General features: G+C 71.3%; 18 protein-coding genes and 2 tRNA genes. 6 read left to right on the forward strand and 14 right to left on the reverse strand.

The features are described from left to right. Nucleotides 1-182: 182 nt before the first annotated feature. The gene (lepA, locus tag AC1P0E_RS10555; protein WP_482741914.1) at nucleotides 183-2,048 is read right to left on the reverse strand and encodes a translation elongation factor 4; all 1,866 of its coding nucleotides are present in this window, start codon (nucleotides 2,046-2,048) and stop codon (nucleotides 183-185) included. Nucleotides 2,049-2,241: 193 nt separating this feature from the next. Here lepA and rpsT point away from each other — a divergent pair, with 193 nt between their 5' ends. Continuing rightward, nucleotides 2,242-2,508: a 30S ribosomal protein S20 gene (gene rpsT, locus AC1P0E_RS10560; RefSeq protein WP_482741915.1), complete on the forward strand. Its 267-nt coding sequence runs from the start codon at nucleotides 2,242-2,244 to the stop codon at nucleotides 2,506-2,508. A gap of 279 nt (nucleotides 2,509-2,787) precedes the next feature. Here the strand turns inward: rpsT and holA are convergent, their stop codons facing one another. After that, the gene (holA, locus tag AC1P0E_RS10565) at nucleotides 2,788-3,771 is read right to left on the reverse strand and encodes a DNA polymerase III subunit delta (RefSeq protein WP_482741916.1); all 984 of its coding nucleotides are present in this window, start codon (nucleotides 3,769-3,771) and stop codon (nucleotides 2,788-2,790) included. 57 nt (nucleotides 3,772-3,828) lie between these two features. Between holA and AC1P0E_RS10570 the strand changes: the two genes are divergently transcribed. Both AC1P0E_RS10570 and AC1P0E_RS10575 read left to right on the forward strand, forming a co-directional pair. Beyond that, nucleotides 3,829-4,074 (forward strand): hypothetical protein, encoded by a 246-nt coding sequence (locus AC1P0E_RS10570; protein WP_482741917.1) that lies wholly within the window; start codon nucleotides 3,829-3,831, stop codon nucleotides 4,072-4,074. A gap of 89 nt (nucleotides 4,075-4,163) precedes the next feature. Continuing rightward, nucleotides 4,164-4,622, forward strand: a complete 459-nt coding sequence (locus AC1P0E_RS10575) for a pyridoxamine 5'-phosphate oxidase family protein (protein ID WP_482741918.1) — start codon at nucleotides 4,164-4,166, stop codon at nucleotides 4,620-4,622. Here AC1P0E_RS10575 and AC1P0E_RS10580 read toward each other — a convergent pair. The 5 genes from AC1P0E_RS10580 to leuS all read right to left on the reverse strand — a co-directional run bounded on the left by AC1P0E_RS10580 (nucleotide 4,537) and on the right by leuS (nucleotide 13,241). Then, nucleotides 4,537-7,146, reverse strand: a complete 2,610-nt coding sequence (locus tag AC1P0E_RS10580) for a ComEC/Rec2 family competence protein (RefSeq protein WP_482741919.1) — start codon at nucleotides 7,144-7,146, stop codon at nucleotides 4,537-4,539. The genes AC1P0E_RS10575 and AC1P0E_RS10580 overlap by 86 nt on opposite strands. Continuing rightward, nucleotides 7,143-7,916, reverse strand: coding sequence for a ComEA family DNA-binding protein (locus tag AC1P0E_RS10585; RefSeq protein WP_482741920.1), 774 nt, complete (start codon nucleotides 7,914-7,916; stop codon nucleotides 7,143-7,145). The genes AC1P0E_RS10580 and AC1P0E_RS10585 overlap by 4 nt, the downstream gene beginning before the upstream one ends. Nucleotides 7,917-8,557: 641 nt before the next feature. Further along, a complete protein-coding gene (locus tag AC1P0E_RS10590; RefSeq protein WP_482741921.1) occupies nucleotides 8,558-9,403 on the reverse strand; it encodes a DegV family protein in 846 nt (281 codons plus the stop codon). A gap of 78 nt (nucleotides 9,404-9,481) precedes the next feature. Continuing rightward, nucleotides 9,482-10,225, reverse strand: coding sequence for a hypothetical protein (locus AC1P0E_RS10595; RefSeq protein ID WP_482741922.1), 744 nt, complete (start codon nucleotides 10,223-10,225; stop codon nucleotides 9,482-9,484). Between the two features lie 133 nt (nucleotides 10,226-10,358). Next, complete coding sequence (gene leuS / locus AC1P0E_RS10600; RefSeq protein ID WP_482741923.1) at nucleotides 10,359-13,241, reverse strand: leucine--tRNA ligase; 2,883 nt, start codon at nucleotides 13,239-13,241, stop codon at nucleotides 10,359-10,361. Nucleotides 13,242-13,735: 494 nt separating this feature from the next. On the opposite strand from leuS, the gene AC1P0E_RS10605 reads away from it, so the two are divergent. Next, nucleotides 13,736-15,184, forward strand: coding sequence for a hypothetical protein (locus tag AC1P0E_RS10605; RefSeq protein ID WP_482741924.1), 1,449 nt, complete (start codon nucleotides 13,736-13,738; stop codon nucleotides 15,182-15,184). Continuing rightward, nucleotides 15,181-16,758, forward strand: a complete 1,578-nt coding sequence (locus AC1P0E_RS10610) for an NADH-ubiquinone oxidoreductase-F iron-sulfur binding region domain-containing protein (RefSeq protein WP_482741925.1) — start codon at nucleotides 15,181-15,183, stop codon at nucleotides 16,756-16,758. The genes AC1P0E_RS10605 and AC1P0E_RS10610 overlap by 4 nt, the downstream gene beginning before the upstream one ends. Before the next feature lie 57 nt (nucleotides 16,759-16,815). On the opposite strand, the gene AC1P0E_RS10615 is transcribed toward AC1P0E_RS10610, so the two are convergent. Continuing rightward, a tRNA-Ala gene (locus AC1P0E_RS10615) sits at nucleotides 16,816-16,888 on the reverse strand. Between the two features lie 127 nt (nucleotides 16,889-17,015). Between AC1P0E_RS10615 and AC1P0E_RS10620 the strand changes: the two genes are divergently transcribed. After that, nucleotides 17,016-18,224 (forward strand): glycosyltransferase 87 family protein, encoded by a 1,209-nt coding sequence (locus tag AC1P0E_RS10620; RefSeq protein WP_482741926.1) that lies wholly within the window; start codon nucleotides 17,016-17,018, stop codon nucleotides 18,222-18,224. Here the strand turns inward: AC1P0E_RS10620 and AC1P0E_RS10625 are convergent. The 6 genes from AC1P0E_RS10625 to nadD all read right to left on the reverse strand — a co-directional run bounded on the left by AC1P0E_RS10625 (nucleotide 18,193) and on the right by nadD (nucleotide 22,518). Then, a complete protein-coding gene (locus AC1P0E_RS10625; protein ID WP_016643127.1) occupies nucleotides 18,193-18,426 on the reverse strand; it encodes a hypothetical protein in 234 nt (77 codons plus the stop codon). The two genes, AC1P0E_RS10620 and AC1P0E_RS10625, sit on opposite strands and share 32 nt — an antisense overlap. Nucleotides 18,427-18,903: 477 nt before the next feature. Then, nucleotides 18,904-18,976 (reverse strand) — tRNA-Ala (locus AC1P0E_RS10630). Nucleotides 18,977-19,045: 69 nt separating this feature from the next. Then, on the reverse strand, nucleotides 19,046-19,720 hold the full coding sequence (locus AC1P0E_RS10635; protein WP_482745715.1) for a histidine phosphatase family protein: 675 nt from the start codon (nucleotides 19,718-19,720) through the stop codon (nucleotides 19,046-19,048). After that, nucleotides 19,717-20,154 (reverse strand): ribosome silencing factor, encoded by a 438-nt coding sequence (gene rsfS / locus AC1P0E_RS10640; protein WP_482741927.1) that lies wholly within the window; start codon nucleotides 20,152-20,154, stop codon nucleotides 19,717-19,719. Before rsfS ends, AC1P0E_RS10635 begins: the two co-directional genes overlap by 4 nt. 68 nt (nucleotides 20,155-20,222) lie before the next feature. Continuing rightward, the gene (locus tag AC1P0E_RS10645; RefSeq protein WP_482741928.1) at nucleotides 20,223-21,851 is read right to left on the reverse strand and encodes an LCP family protein; all 1,629 of its coding nucleotides are present in this window, start codon (nucleotides 21,849-21,851) and stop codon (nucleotides 20,223-20,225) included. 52 nt (nucleotides 21,852-21,903) lie between these two features. Beyond that, nucleotides 21,904-22,518, reverse strand: coding sequence for a nicotinate-nucleotide adenylyltransferase (gene nadD, locus AC1P0E_RS10650; protein ID WP_482741929.1), 615 nt, complete (start codon nucleotides 22,516-22,518; stop codon nucleotides 21,904-21,906). Nucleotides 22,519-22,554: the final 36 nt, after the last annotated feature.

Consider the following 22,554-nt stretch of genomic DNA (forward strand, 5'->3'; position numbering starts at 1 on the left):
TTAACTGGCGAGTAACCTTCGAGTGGTGATCAGAGTAAAGCGCGAGTGCCCGGGGCGTAAGGGCCTGCGGCACGCGGCTTCATAACGGAACGGACCCGGCCGCCACCACCTTTCCCTCACACGCGAAAGCGCCCGTCCGTGAGTACGGAGGGCGCTTTCGCACATGCTGTCGCATGTCGTGACTACTTCTTCTTGCCGCCGGAGTCGTCGCTGGACAGCACCGCGATGAAGGCCTCCTGCGGAACCTCCACGCTGCCGACCATCTTCATCCGCTTCTTGCCTTCCTTCTGCTTCTCCAGCAGCTTCCGCTTACGGGAGATGTCACCGCCGTAACACTTGGCGAGGACGTCCTTGCGGATGGCGCGGATGGTCTCGCGGGCGATGACGCGCGAGCCGATGGCGGCCTGGATGGGGATCTCGAAGGCCTGACGCGGGATGAGCTCGCGCAGCTTGGCGACGAGCCGCACGCCGTACGCGTACGCCGCGTCCTTGTGCGTGACGGCGGAGAAGGCGTCGACCCGGTCGCCGTGCAGCAGGATGTCGACCTTGACCAGGGAGGAGGCCTGCTCGCCGGTGGGCTCGTAGTCCAGGGAGGCGTAACCGCGCGTCTTGGACTTCAGCTGGTCGAAGAAGTCGAAGACGATCTCCGCGAGCGGGAGGGTGTAGCGGATCTCGACGCGGTCCTCGGAGAGGTAGTCCATGCCGAGCAGCGTGCCGCGGCGGGTCTGGCACAGCTCCATGATCGCGCCGATGAACTCGCTGGGGGCGAGGATCGTGGCCCGGACGACCGGCTCGTACACGTCCGAGATCTTGCCCTCGGGGAACTCGCTCGGGTTGGTGACCGTGTGCTCGCTGCGGTCCTCCATCACGACGCGGTAGACCACGTTGGGCGCGGTGGCGATCAGGTCGAGCCCGAACTCGCGCTCCAGGCGCTCGCGGATCACGTCGAGGTGCAGGAGGCCGAGGAAGCCGACGCGGAAGCCGAAGCCCAGCGCCGCCGAGGTCTCCGGCTCGTACACCAGCGCGGCGTCGTTGAGCTGGAGCTTGTCGAGCGCCTCGCGCAGGTCGGGGTACTCCGAGCCGTCCAGCGGATACAGGCCCGAGAAGACCATCGGCTTCGGGTCCTTGTAGCCGCCGAGGGCCTCGGTGGCGCCCTTGTGCAGGGAGGTGATCGTGTCACCGACCTTGGACTGACGGACGTCCTTCACGCCGGTGATGATGTAGCCGACCTCGCCGACGCCGATCCCGTCGGACGGCGTCATCTCCGGGGAGGAGACGCCGATCTCCAGCAGCTCGTGGGTGGCGTTGGTGGACATCATCCGGATGCGCTCGCGCTTGTTGAGCCCACCGTCGATGACACGTACATAGGTGACGACGCCGCGGTACGAGTCGTAGACGGAGTCGAAGATCATCGCGCGGGCGGGGGCGTCGGCGTTCCCGACCGGGGCCGGGATGTCGCGGACGACGCGGTCGAGGAGCGCGTCCACGCCCAGGCCGGTCTTCGCCGAGACCTTGAGTACGTCCTCGGGCTGGCAGCCGATGAGGTTGGCCAGCTCCTCCGAGAACTTCTCCGGCTGGGCGGCCGGCAGGTCGATCTTGTTCAGTACGGGAATGATCGTGAGGTTGTTCTCCATCGCCAGGTAGAGGTTGGCGAGGGTCTGCGCCTCGATGCCCTGGGCGGCGTCGACGAGAAGCACCGTGCCTTCACAGGCGGCGAGCGACCGCGAGACCTCGTACGTGAAGTCCACGTGCCCCGGAGTGTCGATCATGTTCAGGATGTGGGTCGTCCCCACGTCCGGGCCCTCGTTGGGCGCCCAGGGCAGCCGGACCGCCTGGGACTTGATCGTGATGCCGCGCTCGCGCTCGATGTCCATCCGGTCGAGATACTGAGCACGCATCTGCCGCTGGTCGACGACACCGGTCAGCTGGAGCATCCGGTCGGCGAGCGTGGACTTGCCGTGGTCGATGTGCGCGATGATGCAGAAATTGCGGATCAGCGCCGGGTCGGTACGGCTCGGCTCGGGCACGTTGGTAGGAGTCGCGGGCACGCAGGGTCTCGTCTCGGGGCGATGTTGGATCGATACGTAGCTTCCATGGTCCCACGGACGGGGGGCGGGCCTCGGTTTGGGCCGTCCGGCGGGCCGCTGGTACGCTGAGCAGCTGTGTCTCACAACCCTCGGAGTAGCTCTCCGGCCGGCGGGACACTCATCGAAGATCCAACGAACCTGTAGAGGCTCTTTCGTGGCGAACATCAAGTCCCAGATCAAGCGGAACAAGACGAACGAGAAGGCGCGCCTGCGCAACAAGGCCGTCAAGTCCTCGCTCAAGACGTCGATCCGCAAGGCCCGTGAGGCTGTCACCGCTGGTGACCTCGAGAAGGCCACCGTGGCCGTCCGCGAGGCCTCCCGCAACCTCGACAAGGCAGTCTCCAAGGGAGTCATCCACAAGAACGCCGCCGCCAACAAGAAGTCGGCGCTGGCGAGCAAGGTTGCCTCCCTGCAGGGCTGAGCATTCGCTTGTACGACCCGCACGACCGCCGGTAGGGACTCAGCGGGCCCTCTCTTCCGCTCCTGATCCGGCACCTCGCGCCGCACGCGGCCTGCGTTCGCCACGCGGGTGCGGCGCATCAAAGCTTTGACAGGCTTCATGGCTTCACACGTCGGCCCCGGCCACTGTCCTCCCCAGGACGGCGGCCGGGGCCTTCGTGGTTTTCCTCGGCGGGGGCTACCGGTGATGGGTGGCGGGGGGGCGCCGGTAACGGGGGCTACCGGTGATGGGTGGCGGGGGCTACCGGTGGCGGGCGGCGCGGGCGACGGTGACGACCGCCTTCTCCAGCGCGTACTCCGGGTCGTCGCCGCCGCCCTTGACTCCGGCGTCGGCCTCGGCGACGGCCCGCAGCGCGAGTGCCACGCCGTCCGGTGTCCAGCCGCGCATCTGCTGCCGTACGCGGTCGATCTTCCACGGGGGCATGCCGAGCTCGCGGGCGAGGTCGGCGGGGCGGCCGCCGCGGGCGGAGGACAGCTTGCCGATGGCCCGTACGCCCTGGGCCAGGGCGCTGGTGATCAGAACGGGCGCCACGCCGGTGGACAGCGACCAGCGCAGGGCCTCCAGGGCCTCGGCCGCCCGGCCCTCCACCGCGCGGTCGGCGACCGTGAAGCTGGAGGCCTCGGCGCGGCCCGTGTAGTACCGCCCGACGACAGCCTCGTCGATGGTCCCTTCGACGTCCGCGCACAGCTGGGCCACGGCACTCGCCAGCTCACGCAGGTCGCTGCCGATGGAGTCGACCAGGGCCTGGCCCGCCTCGGGCGTCGCGGAGCGGCCCAGCGCGCGGAATTCGGACCGTACGAACGACAGGCGCTCGGCGGGCTTGGTGGTCTTGGGGCAGGCGACCTCGCGGGCCCCCGCTTTGCGCGCCGCGTCGAGCAGCCCCTTGCCCTTCATACCACCCGCATGGAGCAGTACGAGCGTGATCTCCTCGGCGGGCGCTTCGAGGTAGGCCTTCACGTCCTTGATCGTGTCGGCGGAGAGGTCCTGCGCGTTGCGCACGACGACGACCTTGCGCTCGGCGAAGAGCGAAGGGCTCGTCAGCTCGGCGAGGGTGCCGGGCTGCAGCTGGTCGGGCGTGAGGTCGCGCACGTCGGTGTCGGCGTCGGCGGCGCGGGCGGCCGCCACCACCTGCTGCACGGCGCGGTCGAGCAGCAGGTCCTCCTGCCCCACGGCGAGGGTGAGGGGGGCGAGCGGATCGTCGGTCGAATTCTTCCTGGTGGCCATCGTGGTCCAGCATCCCACGGCCCACTGACAGCCCCGTCCGTGTTGGAGAATGGGCAGGTGAGCGATGTGAGACACGTACTCGTACTGCCGGACCGGGATGCCGCCGAGGAGGTGGCCCTGGAGCTTGGCGAACGCTTCGGAGCCGTTGAGGAGCCACAGCTCGTCCGGGACGCGCTGTCCGGCGAGGACGATGCCGAGGACGCGCAGTGGCTCGTCGTGGTCGAGGACCCGGACGGGCGTCTCGACTCCGGGGAACTGCACGCGCTGGCCGGCGAGTACGAGGGCTGGCTCGAACGGCCCTGACCCCGGACCTCTGACACCTGCCCCCGGGCCACTGGTCCTAGGCCGATTGGCCGAGGCGGGCGGGGGCGGGCCGTCGATAGCGTGCGGCCATGACGACCACCGAACCGGCGCGCACCCGCGAGCAGCGCAAACAGGACGTATTCGACCGGCTGGCGAAGGACGACGACCTCTGGGCCGCCACGGCGTCGCCGGACGGTGAGCCGTGCCTTGTGCCGCTGTCGTTCGTCTGGGACCGCGACACGCTCCTGATGTGCACCCGGCGGACGAACCCCACGGCACGGAACCTGACACCCGCCGGTGAGGTACGGGTCACCCTCGGGCACACCAGGGACGTGGTGCTCATCGAGGGCACCGCCGAACCGGTCGAGGGGGCGGAGTTGGCAACGGAGTCGGCCGACGCCTTCGCGACGAAGCTGGGCGGCTGGGACCCGCGGAACCGGACGTCCTGGGTGTACCTCCGCATCACCCCGCGAACCGTGAAGGCCTGGCGCGAGGAGAACGAACTGGCCGAGCGCGAACTGATGCGGGACGGCTCCTGGCTCGTCTAGCGCACGGGCTCCGCCGGCGCGCGGTCTCCGGGCCCGCGGGCACCGCCCGCAGGCCCGCGCCCGACCCGGTCACCGCGATCGCCCCGTCCGTGTCCGTGCGCAGCACCGCCGCCCCGCCCGTACGGAGCGCGCTGAGCGTACGGGGTGAGGGATGGCCGTACGGGTTGTCCCGGCCGCAGGACACCACGGCGAGCCGGGGGCGGGCGCGGGCGAGGAGGGCGGGGTCCTGGTAGGCCGAGCCGTGATGGGCGACCTTCAGCACGTCCACGGCCGGAAGCATCGGATGAGCCCTCAGCAGGGCCTGCTGGGCCGGTGGTTCGAGGTCGCCCAGGAGCAGCAGGCTGAGGGCGCCGGAGCGGACGAGGAGCGTGACGCTGGCGTCGTTCGGTCCTTCTGGCCTCGGGGCCGGGAAGGGCGGCGGCCACAGGGCCTGCCAGGACAGCGGCCCGACCCGGCGCCGCTCCCCCGGGGCCGTCTCAAGTAGCGGCACACGTGCGGCGGCCGCCGTCCTGCGGACGAACGCGCTTTGTTCCGGTGGCTCCTGAAGCGTCGTCGTCCGGATCTCGCCCACCGCCCGGCCGCGCAGCACTCCCGGCAGCCCCGCCACGTGGTCCGCGTGGAAGTGGGTGAGCAGGACGAGCGGGACGCGGGTGACGCCGAGCGCCCGCAGGCAGCGGTCGACGCGCCGCGGGTCCGGTCCGGCGTCCACGACGACGGCCGTTCCTTCGCCCGCCGCGAGCACGGAGGCGTCTCCCTGACCGATGTCGCATACGGCGAACTTCCAGCCCGGCGGGGGCCATCCGGTGACGATCCGGGTCAGCGGCGCCGGCCGGAGGATCGCGAGCACCAGGAGGAGCGCGCAGGCCGCGCTCAGCCAGGGGTGGCGCAGAAGCCGGCGTGCGACGAGAACGGCCACCGCCGTCACGGCTGCCAGCAGCAGCCCGCCGCGCCAGCCGCCCGGCCAGTCGGCCTCAGCGCCGGGGAGCGAGGCCCCGGAGCGGGCGACGGAGGCGATCCATCCGGCCGGCCAGCCCGCGCACCGGGCCAGAAGCTCGGCGACGGACATCGCCACCGGAGCGACGGCCAGGGCCGCAAACCCGAGCACCGTCGCGGGAGCCACCGCGAACTCGGCGAGCAGGTTGCACGGGATCGCGACCAGGCTCACCCTGGCCGCCATCATCGCGACCACGGGCGCGCACACCGCCTGGGCGGCGGCTGCCGCGGCCAGCACCTCCGCGAGCCTGGGCGGCACACCGCGCCGTCGCAGCGCGGCGCTCCAGCGCGGGGCGATCGTGAGTAGGGCGCCCGTGGCCAGTACGGAGAGCAGGAACCCGTAACTGCGGGCCAGCCAGGGGTCGTACAGGACGAGCAGCAGAACGGCGGCGGCCAGGGCGGGGATCAGCTGCCTGCGGCGGCCCGTGCCGATGGCGAGCAGCGTGATGAGCCCGCACGCCGCGGCCCGCAAGACGCTGGGCTCCGGCCTGCACACCACGACGAAGGCCAGCGTGAGCGCCCCGCCGGACAGCGCGGTCGCCCGCAGCGGGATGCCGAGGCGCGGGGCGAGCCCTCCGCGTTCGGCGCGCAGAGCCGTGCCGGGCGGTCCGATCAGCAGGATCAGGATGATCGTGAGGTTGCTTCCGGATACGGCGAGAAGGTGGGTGAGGTCGGTGGCCTCGAAGGCCTCCTGCAACTCGGGCGGCACGCGTGAGGTGTCGCCGACGACCAGCCCCGGCAACAGCGCCCGCGCGTCCGGAGCCAGTCCGTCGGTCGCCTCGCGCAATCCGGCCCTGAGACCACCGGCCGTGCGCTGTACGGCAGTCGGCGGTCCCACGACGTCAGGGGGATCGCCGTCCGGCACGCGCAGCACCGCCGCGATGCGCCCGCCACCGCCGCCCGCCGGCGGGGCGAGCCGCGCGGTGAGCCGCAGCCCGGTGGACGGCAGCAACCGCTGCCACTGGGCCGCCGCCGGCCCACGGGCCGGTGCGATCACCAGGACCGGCGTACGGACGTGTGACGAGGTCCGGTCCGGACCGGCGGCGCGGGTGACGCGGGTGATGTCGGCGTTGAGCAGGAGCGACCTCGGCAGGGTGTGGTCGCCGCGCACCCGCGGCCGGGCCGTGCGTGCGTCCGAGGTGACCGTCAGCTCCGCCGTGATCTGCGCGTACTGGCGCGCCAGGCCCGGTACGGGTCCACGGTGGAGATCGGCCGCGTGCAACCCGGCCGAGGTGGCCCCTGCCGCCGCGCAGAGCAACGCGGCGGCGACGGCGGTGAAACTCGGCCCGCGCCGGACCACGCTCCCGCATCCCTCCCGCAGCGCCCGCACCACCAGCAGCCCGGCCGCCACGCCCACGCACACCACCGCGAACCAGACCGCCCAGCGGCCCGATACCCCCACCACGACGGCAGCCGCACCCCACGCGGCCAGCGCGGGCGGCACCAGACGCAAATCCGCGGGCCCCTCCTGCCGGGGGTCGGAGGCGCCCAGCCGATGTCCGGACGCGATGTGGACCGCCGGGCGCGTCATGGCCGTACGAGCGGCTGGAGATCCGCGAACCGGCGGTCGCCGATCCCCTTGACCTCGCGGAGCTCGTCGACGGAGCGGAACCCGCCGTGCTCGGTCCGGTAGTCGATGATGTGCTGGGCCAGTACAGGACCGACGCCGGGCAGTGTCTCCAACTGCTCGGCGGTGGCGGCGTTCAGGCCGATCGGTCCTGCTGCCCCACCGGCCGCCACCGCAGCGCCGCCGCCGGCAGCGTCTCCGGCGGTCCCGGGTGGCACAGGGCCTGCGGTGACCCCCACAACCACCTGCTCGCCGTCCATGAGCAGGCGCGCCCGGTTGAGCCCGGCGGTGTCCGCGCCCGCCTTGATGCCGCCCGCGGCCCGCAGAGCGTCGGCGACCCGCGATCCGGCCGGCAGCCGGTGGATGCCCGGCTGCCGTACCTTGCCGCTCACGTCGACGACGATGCGCCCCTCACCGGCCCCGGCCCCCGCACCCGGCCCACCGTTGGGCGCCATCGGGGGCGGCCCCGGTGACGGCTCCGGCCGTGTTGCGGCCACTCCCTCACCGACAACCTGCGGAGGCTGTACGGCCTGTGGCCGTCCCGTCCAGAAATGCTGGGCGGCGAAGACAGCGGCCACAACGAGTACGACGGCGAGCGCGGCCAGCGTCCTGGGTTCGAGCCCGCACCGCGACTGCACCCAGACGGGCAACCGCTCCCGCACGGCCAACCGCAGCCGCGCCGGACCACCGTCCCCGGCCGGTACACCGCCGTCCGCACCGCCCGCTTCCCGCACGTGTGCCGGGCGCCCGGGCTCTGGTCCGGGCGACTCCACCACCGACCAGGACGGCACCCCCCGGCCGGCGGAAGCCGCCCCCGGGCGACCCGCCCCGGCGTCGACGGCCCGTACGCCGCCGAGGGCCGGGCGCGACGGGCTCGCCGAGCGCCGCCCCTGGGCGCCCGCCCGGCCGGCTTCCGCAGTCCCGACCGGAACCGCAGCGACCGGAGCGGCAGGGGGCGCAGCGAGAGAGGCCGGAGCCGGGGCAAGCGCTGGGTCCGAAGGAGGCGGAGCCTTGGCCGCCGGGGCACTGGCGGCCATCGGTGCCCGGCGCGGCACCGTCTCGAAGAGTGCCTCCGCGCGGCGGCGCAATGCCGCCGACGCGGCGGATTCGTGAACGTTGCGGCGCAGGCGCCGCCCGCCACGACCGCGCCCATGGCGAGCCCTGACGTCGAACGACCGGCCGTCGACAGAGCGACCGTCGGAGGCCGGGGCGCGGCCCGGGCCACTGGTTGCGGAGTGTGAGCGTGAGCGTGATCGGAGAGCCATGTCACGAGACGGTAGGCACATCCGCCCGTCCGCGCTGATCACGGTCAATTCCCGTGGACAACCCGCCCGTTGTGGATATCTCCGCCACCCCCACGGGGGTGTTCAGCGTTTCAGTGCGGCGCGACCACGACCGCCAGCAGCCCCGGCCCCGTGTGCGCGCCGATCACCGCCCCCACCTCGCTGACATGCAGCTCCGCCAGCCCGGGGACCCGCTCGCGCAGCCGCTCCGCCAGTCGTTCGGCCCGCTCGGGAGCCGCCAGGTGGTGCACCGCGATGTCCACGGGGCGTGTGCCCGCCCGCTCGGCGACGATCTCCTCCAGCCGCGCGATCGCCTTGGAGGCCGTACGTACCTTCTCCAGCATCTCGATGCGGCCACCGTCCAGCTCCAGCAGCGGCTTGACCGCGAGCGCCGACCCGAGCAGCGCCTGCGCGGCGCCGATGCGGCCGCCGCGGCGCAGGTAGTCCAGCGTGTCCACGTAGAAGTACGCCGACATGCCCGCCGCACGCTTCTCCGCGGCGGCCACCGCCTCGTCCACCGTGCCGCCCGCGTCGACGATCTCCGCCGCAGACAGCGCGCAGAAGCCCAGTGCCATCGCGACCATTCCGGTGTCCACCACGCGCACCGGCACCGGGGCGCCGTGCGCGGCGAGCACGGCGGCGTCGTACGTGCCGGAGAACTCGGAGGAGAGGTGCAGCGACACGATGGCGGTCGCCCCGGCTTCCGCCGCCGCGCGATAGGTCGCGGCGAAAACCTCGGGGCTCGGCCTCGATGTCGTCACGAACCGGCGTTTCTGCAGTGCCAGAGCCAGTGAGCGGGCCGAAATCTCGGTGCCCTCCTCGAGGGCCTGATCGCCGATGACGACGGTCAACGGCACCGCGGTGATGCCGTGCCGCTCCATCGTCTGCTGCGGCAGGTAGGCCGTTGAATCGGTGACGATAGCGACATGGCGGGACATGAGCGGGAGGTTACCCGGCCAGGGCGCCCGGCGGCAGCCCGGGCCCTCTCAATGATCCACCGGGGTACCGGAACCGTCTCAGACGGTGCCCTCCGGGCGGGCCGTCTTCTGCCACGGGTACGTGGTCTGCGCGCGAGGATCACGCGCCGTGATCGCCTGGGGCCCGGCAGCCGCCCGGCGCGCCGCGTCGGCCACGTCCTTGCGGTCCGCCGCCCCAGCAGCGCGGTCCGTCACATCCGTCGCGTCCGCCGCCGGCCAGGAGGCGTCCGCGTCGGGCCCCGTGGCCCAGTGCCGCAGCGCCCCCGACTCCACCTCGATCTGCGCGCTCAGGGAGGCGAGGTCGTCGTCGGCGAACCGCTGGGCCCGGTCCCGCGCCGCCCACCGCAGCGAGTCCGCCGCATGCGTCACCCGTTCCGTACGCTCACGCAGGTCCGGCAGCAGCTCCGCGACCCGCGCCTTGTCCGGCTCGCGCTCCAGCCGCCTCAGGTCGTCGTCCAGTTCGTGCCCGTGCGCGCTCAGTCGCTCGAACAGGCCGAGCGACTCCGACAGCGAGGCGTCCTCCACGACGCCGGCGTTCAGCGCCTCCTGGGTGGCCTTCATCGACGTGCGCAGAGAAAGCCGCAACTGGGCCAGCTCACCGGCGACGCCCACCTGCCCGAAGCTTTTCGCCCGCAGGGTGGTGTCCTCGACGGTGCGTCGCGCCTGCGTGAGCGTACGGTCCACGCCGCGCTTGGCCGCACCGACCGCTTTCACGCTCACGTACACCCCCGTCGCCACGAACGCCACGAAGAGCAGCGCAAGGATCAGGATGACGGCTTCCATGAGCGCCCCTCCGTTGTCGGTCCACTCGGCTCGCGTGGTCTCTCCACCGTAAACGGAACGGGCAGGCTGAGGGTTCCATCGGAACCCCCAACCTGCCCGTAGGGGAAAGCACCTACCCGCATCTACCCGGTCATTACGCCGGAACGATGTTCACCAGCTTCGGCGCCCGCACGATCACCTTGCGGATCCCCGCGCCGCCCAGCGCCGCGACCACGGCCGGGTCGGCCAGCGCCAGCTTCTCCAGTTCCTCGTCACCGATCGAGGGGGAGATCTCCAGCCGCGCCTTGACCTTGCCCTTGACCTGCACGACGCACGTCACGGTCTCGTCCACGACGTACGCCGGATCGGCGACCGGGAAGTCCTGGTGCACCACGGAATCCGTGTGCCCCAGCTTGCGCCACAGCTCCTCCGCGATGTGCGGCGCCAGCGGCGCGATCAGCAGCACCAGCCGCTCGGCGACCGACCGCGACAGCGGGCCGCCGGCCTTCGTCAGGTGGTTGTTCAGCTCGGTGATCTTGGCGATGGCGGTGTTGAAACGCATCCCCGCCATGTCCTGCCCGGCGCCGTCGATCGCCTTGTGCAGGGCACGCAGCGTGTCCTCGTCGGGCTCCGTGTCGACGACCGTGACCTCGCCCGTCGTCTCGTCGACGACATTGCGCCACAGCCGCTGCAGCAGCCGGTACTGGCCGACCACCGCGCGCGTGTCCCACGGCCGCGACACGTCCAGCGGACCCATCGCCATCTCGTACAGCCGCAGCGTGTCCGCGCCGTACTCGGCGGAGATCTCGTCCGGAGTGACCGCGTTCTTCAGGGACTTCCCCATCTTGCCCAGGACGCGGCTGACCTTCTCGCCCTGGTACCAGAAGCTGCCGTCGCGCTCCTCGACCTCGGCCGCCGGCACCGCGATGCCGCGCGAGTCCCGGTAGACGAAGGCCTGGATCATGCCCTGGTTGTACAGCTTGTGGAACGGCTCGGACGACGACACATGTCCCAGGTCGAACAGCACCTTGGACCAGAACCGCGCGTACAGCAGGTGCAGTACTGCGTGCTCGGCGCCGCCGACATACAGATCCACGCCGCCGTGCGGCATGCCCTCGCGCGGCCCCATCCAGTACTGCTCGATCGCGGGGTCGACCAGCTTCTCGCTGTTGTGCGGGTCCAGGTAGCGCAGCTCGTACCAGCAGGAACCGGCCCAGTTGGGCATGGTGTTGGTCTCGCGCCGGTACTTCTTCGGACCGTCGCCCAGGTCCAGCGTCACATTGACCCAGTCCTCGTTGCGCGACAGCGGCGTCTCGGGCCGGGAGTCGGCGTCGTCCGGGTCGAAGGTCCGCGGCGAGTAGTCGTCGACCTCCGGCAGCTCCAGCGGCAGCATCGACTCGGGCAGCGGGTGGGCGATGCCGTCCTCGTCGTAGACGATCGGGAAGGGCTCGCCCCAGTAGCGCTGCCGGCTGAACAGCCAGTCGCGCAACCGGTAGTTGACGGTGCCCTCACCGATGCCGCGTGCGGCCAGCCACTCGGTGATCTTCGCCTTGGCGTCGACGACACCCAGGCCGTCCAGCGAGATGTCCTCGCCCGCCGAGTTCACGATCTTCGCGTCGTACGAGGCGAACGCGTCGTCCCACTCCGCCGGGTCCGTGCCGCGCCCGTCGGACGGCTCGACAACGCAGCGCATCGGCAGCTCGAAGGCGCGCGCGAAGGCGAAGTCACGGGAGTCGTGCGCCGGTACGGCCATGATCGCGCCGGTGCCGTAGCCCATCAGCACGTAGTCCGCGATGAAGACGGGGACCTGGTCGCCGCTGACCGGGTTGGCGGCGTACGCGCCGGTGAAGACGCCGGTCTTGTCCTTGGCCTCGGCCTGCCGCTCGACGTCGGATTTCGAGGCGGCCTGGGCGCGGTACGCCGCGACAGCCTCGGCCGGGGTGGCGTGGCCGCCGGTCCACACGTCGTGCGTGCCCTCGGGCCAGGCGGCCGGGACGATCTTCTCGACCAGCTCGTGCTCGGGCGCCAGCACCATGTACGTGGCGCCGAACAGCGTGTCCTGACGGGTGGTGAAGACGGTGATCGCGTCGTCGCCGGCCGGCCTGTGACATTCAACGGCGAAATCGACGCGCGCGCCCTCGCTTCGCCCGATCCAGTTGCGCTGCTGCAGCTTGATCGCCTCGGGCCAGTCCACGCCGTCCAGGTCGTCCAGCAGACGGTCCGAGTAGGCGGTGATGCGCATGTTCCACTGGCGCAGCTTGGCCTTGAAGACGGGGAAGTTCCCGCGCTCGGAGCGGCCGTCGGCGGTGACTTCCTCGTTGGCCAGTACGGTGCCCAGGCCCGGCGCCCAGTTCACGGGCGCGTCGGAGGCGTACGCCAGGCGGTATCCGCTCAGGACGTCGGCGCGCTCGGCGGCGCTCAGCTCACTCCACGGGCGCGCGTCCGGCGTCGCGCGCTCCCCGCTCTCGAACTGCGCCACCAGTTCGGCGATCGGCCGGGCGCGGTCCGCCTCACGGTCGTACCAGGAGTTGAAAATCTGCAGGAAGATCCACTGGGTCCACTTGTAGTAGTCCGCGTCGATCGTCGCGATGGAGCGGCGCTTGTCGTGCCCCAGGCCCAGCCGACGCAGCTGCTGCTTCATGTTGTCCATGGCGGCCTCGGTCGACACCCGGGGGTGCGTGCCGGTGGCGACCGCGTGCTGCTCGGCGGGCAGGCCGAAGGCGTCGAAGCCCAGCGTGTGCAGGACGTTGTGGCCGGTCATGCGCTGGTGGCGGGCGAAGACGTCGGTCGCGATGTAGCCCAGCGGGTGGCCGACATGCAGTCCCGCACCCGAGGGGTACGGGAACATGTCCATGATGAACTTCTTGGGCTTGGCGGCCAGCTCCGCGTCGCCCGCCAGGTCGCCGCTGGGGTTCGGCGCCTCGTACGTTCCCTCTGCGTCCCAGAAGTCCTGCCAGCGTGCCTCGATGTCAGCGGCCATCGCGGCCGTGTAGCGGTGCGGCGCTGCCACCTCGGCAGCAGAATTCGTCTCGCTCATGATCCTCAAAGCTCCATCGATCGTCTCTGCCAGCGGCTGCGACATTCAGACTGTGACGTTCAGCGAATGAACTGTGACGTTCAGCCAATGAAAAATCCCCTCGCACAGGAGGGGACGCCGCGCCGATTCCGACCGGATCTTTCATCCGTCGGGACTGATCAGCGCGGCTCACTAAGCAGAAGGCGTACGGCACGCATGGCGTCAGGGTACCGCAGCGCCCGAGAGGGACGCATCGAGTATCCGGACGGCGGACCGAGCGCCCCATGGGCACCCCTTGCGGACGGGGTTACTCCGCGTATCGGCCCTATCCGGGGCAACGGGCGAGCAAGTTTTCCCACACTCACCGCGTTAAACCCTCAAACGCCGCACTGCCTGGTATGGGGCGACCTAGCATGCGGCAACGGGACCACTTTGCCGAACCATTCGGAGTCGCCCCCATGACCCCTCATATGAACCCTCATCGAAAAATACGTTCCTCCCTCGCTTTCCCCGCGTTGAGCCGCCCCGCCCAAGGAGGCCTCACCGCCGTCGCGTTGATCCTCATACCGCTGATCGCCGTCGTCGGCAGCGACAGTCTGCGCGCCGCGCTCGACTTCACCACCGGAGTCCTCTCCCTGGTCTCCCTGACCGCCGCCGTCGCCTGGGGCCTGCTGGCGACCGACCGGCTGCTGCTCCGGCCGCGCCACCGTCTCCTCGCCCAGGGCGTGCACCGCGCCACCGCGGTCGCCTCCATCGGCTTCCTGCTGCTGCACGTGACGGTCAAGGTCTCGCTGGGCCACGTCGCTCTCCTGGGCGCCCTCGTCCCCTTCGGCCTCGGAGTCAGCGGTACGTCCGGCCTCATCGGATTCGGCTCCCTCGCCGGGTTCCTCATGGTCGTCGCCGCCTCGACCGGCGCCCTGCGCAGTGCGTTCGCCACCCCGGGACGCACAGCGGGCCGCTGGCGGTCGCTGCACATGGTCGCGTACCCGGCCTGGGGGTCGGCGCTCGTGCACGGCCTGTTCGCGGGCCGGCCCGCCGCGGGCTGGGTCGTCACGATGTACGCCCTGTCCCTCACGGCGGTCGTCGGCGCCCTCTCACTGCGCCTGCTCCCTCCCCCGCTGAAGCGGGCCATCGCCGACCGGGTAGTGGCTCTGGCCACGTCCGGCTCCCTGGCGCAGGCGCCTGACCCGGCGCCGCGCGACGCCGCCACCTCCCCGCTGCCGGGCGCCGGGTTCGCGCCGCCGCAGGAGCCGCCACGGGCCCAGCGACAGCCCGAGCAGCTCTTCCGTGACGACACCAAGCCCCCGCCGCAGCGCCTCGCGGCTCCGGCCCCGCCGCTGTACGAAGCCGGGCGCTCCCCGGAGGGTCTACGCGCGGCGACAGACCCCGGCATATCGGCGGCGTACCGCGCCGTATCGGCTTCGACCGCGTCGGCCTCAGCCCCCACGGAACGGATCCCGCTGGCGGAACAGATCCCCATGACCGAGGAGCTCCCCGTCCACGCCGCGCCTCCACCGCCCCGCTGGCCCACGCCGTCGCCCCGTCCCCCCGCGCAGGCCGTCCGCCCGCCCTACGACCCCGACCGCGCGGCGTACGGCCCGGGAGCCGTCCCGGCACCCGACCTTCCCGGGTACGGCCCCAACGCCGCCGTACCGAACGTTCCCGGGAACGACCAGTACCGCGAATCGGACGTTCCCTGGAACGGCCCGACCGCCGGAACGGCCGTTCCCGGGAACGGCCAGTACGGCGGAACGGACGCTCCCTGGAACGGTCCGAACCCGGAAACCGACGTTCCCTGGAACGGCCGTAACGCCGTACCCGACGCTCCCGCGTACGCCCCGGACGCGCCCACCGGCCCGCTCCCCCGCCCCCACCCCCTCGACGAAACCGAGCCCGCGCCGGGTCAGCTCTACCGGCCCGCCGCCGGAGAACCTTGGCACGCACCCGCAGGAGACCGACGTTGAACGCCCCCCTTCCCGACGTCCCCGAAGTACGCGTAGTCGGCCTTCCCCAGTTGACGACCGGCTTCGACCTGGTCGAGCGCCTCGACCTCGGCATGCACCTGAAGGTGCACGGCCCGCTGGAGCCGATGGGCGGGGAGCGCCTGGCCGAACTCGCCGACTACATCTCCCTGCGCGGCCGCGGCGGCGCAGGCTTCCCCTTCGGCAGGAAGCTGCGGGCGGTGGCACAGGCCTCCATCAGACGCGGGGTCCGGCCCGTGGTCGTCATCAACGGCAGTGAGGGCGAGCCCGCCTGCCGCAAGGACACCGTCCTGCTCAACCGAGCCCCGCACCTGGCGCTCGACGGCGCCCTGCTCGCGGCCGAGGCTCTCGGGGCCCGCACCCTGATCGTCGGCGTCACCCGGAACTCGACCGAGGCCTCCATACGCGCCGCGTTCGCCGAGCGAGGCCTGTCCGACCGGCGCGGACAGCAACTGCGCGCACGGATCGTACGCACCCCGGAGCGCATGGTCTCCGGCGAGGCGTCCTCCCTGATCCGTGCCGCGAACGGCGGCCCGGCGCTCCCGCCCGGACGCCGCGAGCGCGCCTCGGAGACAGGCGTCGGAGGCGCACCGACCCTGCTGTCCAACACGGAGACCTTCGCGCAGCTCGCCGTGGCCGCCCGCATAGGCGCCCGCCGCTACGGCCACACCGGCCTGGAGAACGAGCCGGGAACGGTCATGCTCACCATCTCCGGCGCGGTCGCGCGCCCCATGGTGGTCGAGGTCCCCACAGGTGTGCCCCTGCGTTACGTCCTCCAGATGGCCGGAGCCCCGCCGCTCCCCCAGGGCGTGCTGACGGGCGGCTATCACGGCAACTGGATCGACGCGGTCGCCGCGCACGACGCCGTGATCTCCCGCGAGTCCCTCGCCTCGTTCGGCGGCGCACTGGGGGCGGGCGCGATCCTCCCGATCGGCCCCGAGACCTGCCCGCTGGGCGAGTCGCTGCGCGTAGCGAACTGGCTGGCCGCGGAGACAGCCGGCCAGTGCGGCCCCTGCCGCCTGGGCCTGCCCGCCGCCGCCGGCGGCCTCTCGGACGTACTCAACGGAGGAGGTCAGGCCGCCCTGGAGGCGCTGCGCGAAGTGACGCAGGCCGTGAAGGGCCGGGGCGCGTGCAAGCACCCCGACGGTTCGGTGCGCTTCTTCGTCTCCACCCTCAACGCCTTCACCGACGACCTCGCGGCGCACGTCCTGGGCGGCGGCTGCGGCCGCGAGACGGTGGGCGTACTGCCCCTGCCGGGCCCCGGTTACGAGGAAGAGGGCATCCCGAGCGGCGAGAAGTTCGCGGTGGACTGGACGCTGTGCAAGGGCCACGGCCTGTGCGCGGACATCGTCCCCGAGCTGATCCGTCTCGGTCCCGACGGCTACCCGGCGCTCGCGGACGCGTCGGTCCCGGTGCACCTGCGGGGGCGCGCGCAGCGTGCCGTACGCCGCTGCCCCGAGCTGGCGCTGCGCCTCGAACAGGAGGCCCCCGAGCGCCCGGCCCGTCCCGCGTTGCCGCCCGGCGGCAGAAAGGCGCTGGGAAGCGGCAGGGACTGAGCCGCCCCGGAAACGCGAAGGTCCCCCGGTCGATTCGACCGGGGGACCTTCGTCCTGTGGAGCTAAGGAGAATTGAACTCCTGACCTCCTGCATGCCATGCAGGCGCTCTACCAACTGAGCTATAGCCCCTTGCGTTCTGCCGCTTCGCGGGCTTCCCCGGCGGCTCCGCCAACATTACACGGTCCCCCCGGCCCTCCACCAAATCCTTTGTCCGCACACCCGTTCTGTCCCTTTACGCCCGGTACTGTCAGCCCGCGTGACCGTGACCGCGCAGACCACCGCCGCCCGCCCCGCCCTCGCCAGGCGGCCGATACTCGTCGCCGCCTCGGTCTGCCTGCTCTCCTTCGCGGCCTTCTGGGCCGCCCAGCGTGCCGCCGGCGTATCGATGATCGACCTGATGGTCTACCGGGCCGAGGGCGAGACCGTACGCGCGGGCCAGGACCTCTACGCGATGCGCGCCACCGAGGCGAACCTGCCGACCACCTATCCCCCTTTCGCCGCCCTCCTGTTCACCCCGCTGACGCTCCTCGGCGTCCCCGAAATGCGCACCCTCGCGACCGCCGGGAACCTCGTCCTGCTCGTCGCGCTGGTCCGCCTGTCGCTGCGGCTGGTGGGCCGCGAGAGCGCCACCGCCGTCCTGTTGACCGCCGCGTTCGCCGTCTGGTGCGAGCCGGTGTGGACGACGCTGCGGTACGGGCAGATCAACCTGCTGCTCGCGGCGGCCGTGCTGTGGGACCTCACCCGCCGCGACGGCCACCGGTGGGCGGGCGCCGGCATCGGCCTGGCCGCAGCGGTGAAGCTCACACCCGCGCTCTTCGCGGTCTTCCTCCTGTTCGCCGGTCTCGTACGGGCAAGAGTCGCCGTACGCACGGCGCCGAACCCGTGGCTACGGCAGGCCGCGACGGCCGCCGCGGTCTTTCTCGCGGCCACTGTGACGGCCGCGGCCGTCCTGCCGTACGACTCGCACCGCTACTGGACGCGGATGGTCTTCGAGGCGGGCCGGGTGGGGCACGCCGAGGACACCGCCAACCAGTCCCTGCGCGGCGTCCTGGCCCGGCTGCTGCACACCGGCGATCCGGGCTCCTGGTGGGCCGTGGCCGCCGCCCTGGCGGCCGTGACGGGCCTCACCGTCGCGGTGGCGGCCGAACTGCGCGGGGAGAGGGCGGGGGCGGTGGTCGCGTGCGCGGTGACCGCACTGCTCGTCAGCCCGGTGTCCTGGTCGCACCACTGGGTGTGGTGCGTGCCTGTGGTGCTGTTCCTGGCGGCGCGCGGCAGGACGGGAGGCGCGGTGGCAACCGCGGCCGTGTTCTGTTCGTACGCGCTCTGGTGGGTTCCGCACGGCCCGGGACGGCTCGAACTCACCCAGAACGCCCTCCAGATGGCACTGTCGGCGCTCTACCCGCTCACGGCCCTCGCCGTGCTGTTCACCCTGTTCACGCTGTGGCGAACGAATAGAAGCGCTTGAGCGTGCAGTGCTCGTCGAGCAGCCGTCCGTAGATCGGCTCCCCTTCGAGTTCGCGGTACGTCTCGATGGGGTCGCCTTTTATGATCAGCGCCCGGGCGCATTCCTCGCACCAGTACTGGTAGTCGGGGTTGACCGGTTCCATGTCCCTGACGATGGGCGTGCCACTGCCGCACCAGTCGCATTTCCGCCTGTGTGCGCCCATCACTCAGTTCCAGCTGTGGCGGCAGGCCGTGCACACGTACGCGATACCTCCGTTGTCGCTGCCGGGCAGACCACGGACCGCATCGAGGATGCTCGCGGGCATCGCGCTCTCCCTCCCCATCAGACCGTCGTCCCCCTCCGGCGGTCCGATTCTGCCATGGCTCCGCAAGGGGGTCAGCGGTCGTGAGCGCAGGAGGCCCGTCGCGGCTCCGAAGATCGACGCGGCGGCCGCCGCGAGGGCGCATACCCGCAGCGCATTCACGTACGCATGCGCCCCCGGCGCATTCGGCCGGTTCAGGAAGAGAATGCCGAATGTCGCGACGCCGAGCAACTGCCCGCGCTGCGAACTGCCCAGGAATGTCGCACAGTTGCGCGGCGCGTACGGACGGCATGTGAGAGCCGGCAGCAGACGGAATCCCCGGCCCGGTACAACAACAAATCCCGGCCCCTCCTGGAAGAGGAACCGGGATCCTGATTGTGGAGCTAAGGAGAATTGAACTCCTGACCTCCTGCATGCCATGCAGGCGCTCTACCAACTGAGCTATAGCCCCGCTGTTCTCGGCGCTGTGCGCTGCGAACAAGAAGAACTTTAGCCTGCGACCTGGGATAAGTGAAATCCGTCAGTCGTCGTCGCCGAGCACCGGTTCCGGGAGCGTCCCGGCGTTGTGCTCCAGCAGCCGCCAGCCGCGGGCGCCTTCGCCCAGCACCGACCAGCAGCAGTTGGAAAGCCCGCCGAGGCCCTCCCAGTGATACGACTCCAGACCCAGGAGCCGGCCGATCGTGGTGCGGATGGTGCCGCCGTGGCTGACGACGACCAGCGTGCCGTTGTCGGCCAGCTTGTCGGCGTGCGCGAGCACGACAGGAGCCGCCCGGTCGGCGACCTCGGTCTCCAGCTCGCCGCCACCGCGCCGCACCGGCTCGCCGCGCTTCCACGCCGCGTACTGCTCGCCGAACCGACCGATGATCTCGTCGTGCGTCAGACCCTGCCAGGCACCCGCGTACGTCTCGCGCAGCGCCGCGTCGTGCGTCACGTCGAGGCCGGTCAGTGCCGCCAGCTCGCCGGCCGTGGCCGCCGCCCGCTTGAGGTCGGACGCGATCATCGCGTCCGGCTTCAGGGAGGCGAGCAGCCTGGCGGCCCGGCGCGCCTGGGCAACGCCGGTCCCGGTCAGCTCGATGTCCGTGCTGCCCTGGAACCGGCGCTCCAGGTTCCAGGACGTCTGGCCGTGCCGCCACAGAACGATCCGGCGGCCCCGGCCCTTCTTCTCAGTGCCGGTGCCGGTGCCGCTGCCGTTCAGCTCAGGTCTCCGTCCACATCACCGGCCGCACGCAGCTTGGCGTGCTCTTCGGCCAGGCCGCGGGTCTTGACGGCGTCCTCGGGCAGCGAGATCTCGGGGCAGTCCTTCCAGAGGCGCTCGAGAGCGTAGAAGACACGCTCCTCGCTGTGCTGGACGTGGACGACGATGTCGACGTAGTCGAGGAGCACCCAGCGGGCCTCGCGGTCGCCCTCGCGACGCACGGGCTTGGCGCCGAGATCCTTGTTCAGCCGCTCCTCGATCTCGTCGACGATCGACTTGACCTGGCGGTCGTTGGGCGCCGAGGCGACCAGGAAGGCGTCGGTGATGGACAGCACATCGCTGACGTCGTACGCGATGATGTCGTGCGCGAGCCGGTCTGCGGCCGCCTGAGCGGCGGCGTTGATGAGCTCGATGGAACGGTCAGTGGCGGTCACTAGCAGGCTTTCGTCGGCGGTCAGAGGTACCTCCAGGGTCTCACGGACCGCCGACAGCCCCGACGGGATTACTTCACAGTGAAATCCTGGCCCAGTACGACCGTCACATCGGCGTTCGCAACCGCCTTGCCCTTGCGCACCGCGCCCGCCGGCAGGCCCAGAGTCTTCGCGACCTCCTCGGCCTCCACCTTCCGGGCCGCGTCGCCATAGCTGACCTGCGACGACGTCACCGCGGCGGCGGCTTTGCCGGTGTCCACGAACGCGTATCCGCCGGTGATCAGCGCGATCCTGGCGGTCTCGGTGGCGTCGGTGTTCCCATGGGCGTTCCTGACGCCGACCCGCACGGTCGCGCCCTGCTCCGGGCTGCTGGCCGAGCCGCCCAGGATGTCCTTCACCACATTCTCGGCGGCGGAATCGCTCAGCGTGCCGTCGGGCTGGACCGGCAGCAGCGCCGTCTCGTGGGCGCCGCGCTTGGCGTGCTCGGCGAGCTTGGCGAGCGAGGCGCCGAGGTCCTTTTCCGGCAGTGAGGGGTCGAGGACCTGCACCAGGGTGCGGACGGTGGTGGTCGCGGCCTGCGGGTCGTCCGAGATCTTCTTCAGTACGCCCTGCACGACCTGGCCGAACCGCTGGAGCTGCTTGCCCTCGGCCTCGCCCGGCCCCCGGTAGGTGGCGTACGCGACGGCCATCCGGCCGCTCAGCGTCTGCGCCTTGCCCTGCCTCACCACGGGCGTGGCGCCCTTCTTGGTGTCGGGCACGTCGGTGTCGGTGTCGATCTCGATGTTGCCGACCAGCTCGACCAGGTTCTCCAGGTACGGGGTGTCGAGGCGCCAGGTGCCGCCGATCTTCGTCCCCAGTACGGAACCGATCGCCTCTCGCGTGCCCGCCGAGCCGTCGTCGTCGACGGACTTGGCGAGCGTGGTCGTGGTGCCGTCGTCGTTCGAGACGGACAGCGAGTTGGGAAGCAGGACGGTGGTGCCCCGCTTGGTGGTGGTGTTGTCCACGAGCAGCACGGTCGAAGTGGCGCCCTGAGGGGTGTGCAGGTGCAGCGCGATCACATCGCGTTTCTCCGGGCCCGACGCGGCGCTCGGAGCGCCCTCCTCGCCGGAGAGGCCGGGCAGCATGCCCGCGTACCAGAGATAGCCGACGCCGCCCGCGACGACGAGGGTCAGGGCGACGACCAGCGAGACGACGCGGTTGCGGCCGCGGCGCCTGGCTTCCTCGCGGCGCTCGGTGCGGCTCTCGGTGAACTTCAGCCAGTCGATGACATCTTCGGAGTTCTCGTCCGGCTCTTCGACGAAGGAGAACTGCTCGGTCGCGTACTGGTTGTCGTTCTTGGGCCGGCGCTGCTCGGGCACGACGACGGGCTCGGGGGCCGGCTCCGGCTCCGGTTCCGGGGCGGGGGGAGAAGTGGGAGCGGCCTGCTGCGGAATCCACTGCTGCTGAGCGGTGTCGACGTACCCGTACTGCTGCTGTTGCTGCTGCTGGGCGTAAGGGTCGTACGACGGCTGCCGCTGCTGCTGCTCCTGGGCGTACGGGTCATAGCCGTACCCCTGCTGCTGTTCCGCGTCGTACTGCGGCGGCTGCTGCTGCGCCTGCTGGTACACCGGCTGCCCGTACGCGTCGTAGCCGATGATCTCCGGCTGCTGGGCGTACGGATCCTGCGCGTACGGGTCGTACGGGTACTGTCGGTCGTTCACCGGTGCCCCTCTCCGTGCTTGTCTGTGCTCCCCGTACGGCCGCGCCGGCCCCTCAGTCGCGGTACAGCGCGCGCTTGTCGATGTAGCGGACCACACCGTCCGGAACGAGATACCAGACAGGCTCCCCCGCCGCGACCCTCGCACGGCAGTCGGTCGACGAGATCGCCAGCGCCGGCACCTCCACCAGGGACACGCCGCCCTTGGGCAGCCCGTCGTCCGTCAGGTCGTGGCCGGGCCTGGTCACACCGATGAAGTGGGAGAGCGAGAACAGCTCCTCCGCGTCCCGCCAGGTGAGGATCTGGGCGAGCGCGTCGGCGCCGGTGATGAAGAAGAGGTCCGCGTCGCTGTTCAGATCGCGCAGATCCCGCAGCGTGTCGATGGTGTACGTCGGACCGCCACGGTCGATGTCGATCCGGCTCACCGAGAACTGCGGATTGGACGCCGTGGCGATGACCGTCATCAGATAGCGGTCCTCGGCCGGGGACACCTGCTTGTGGCTCTTCTGCCACGGCTGCCCGGTCGGTACGAACACCACCTCGTCGAGGTGGAACTGGGCGGCCACCTCACTGGCGGCCACCAGGTGTCCGTGATGGATCGGATCGAACGTCCCGCCCATCACGCCGAGTCGGCGCTTTCCGGTACCGCCCGGCCTTTGCTGCTCTCCCATGCGTGCAGAGCCTACTGGCCCCGTCTCGCGGCCCTG

This window comes from Streptomyces sp. TRD_SC_5 (genome assembly GCF_056836825.1).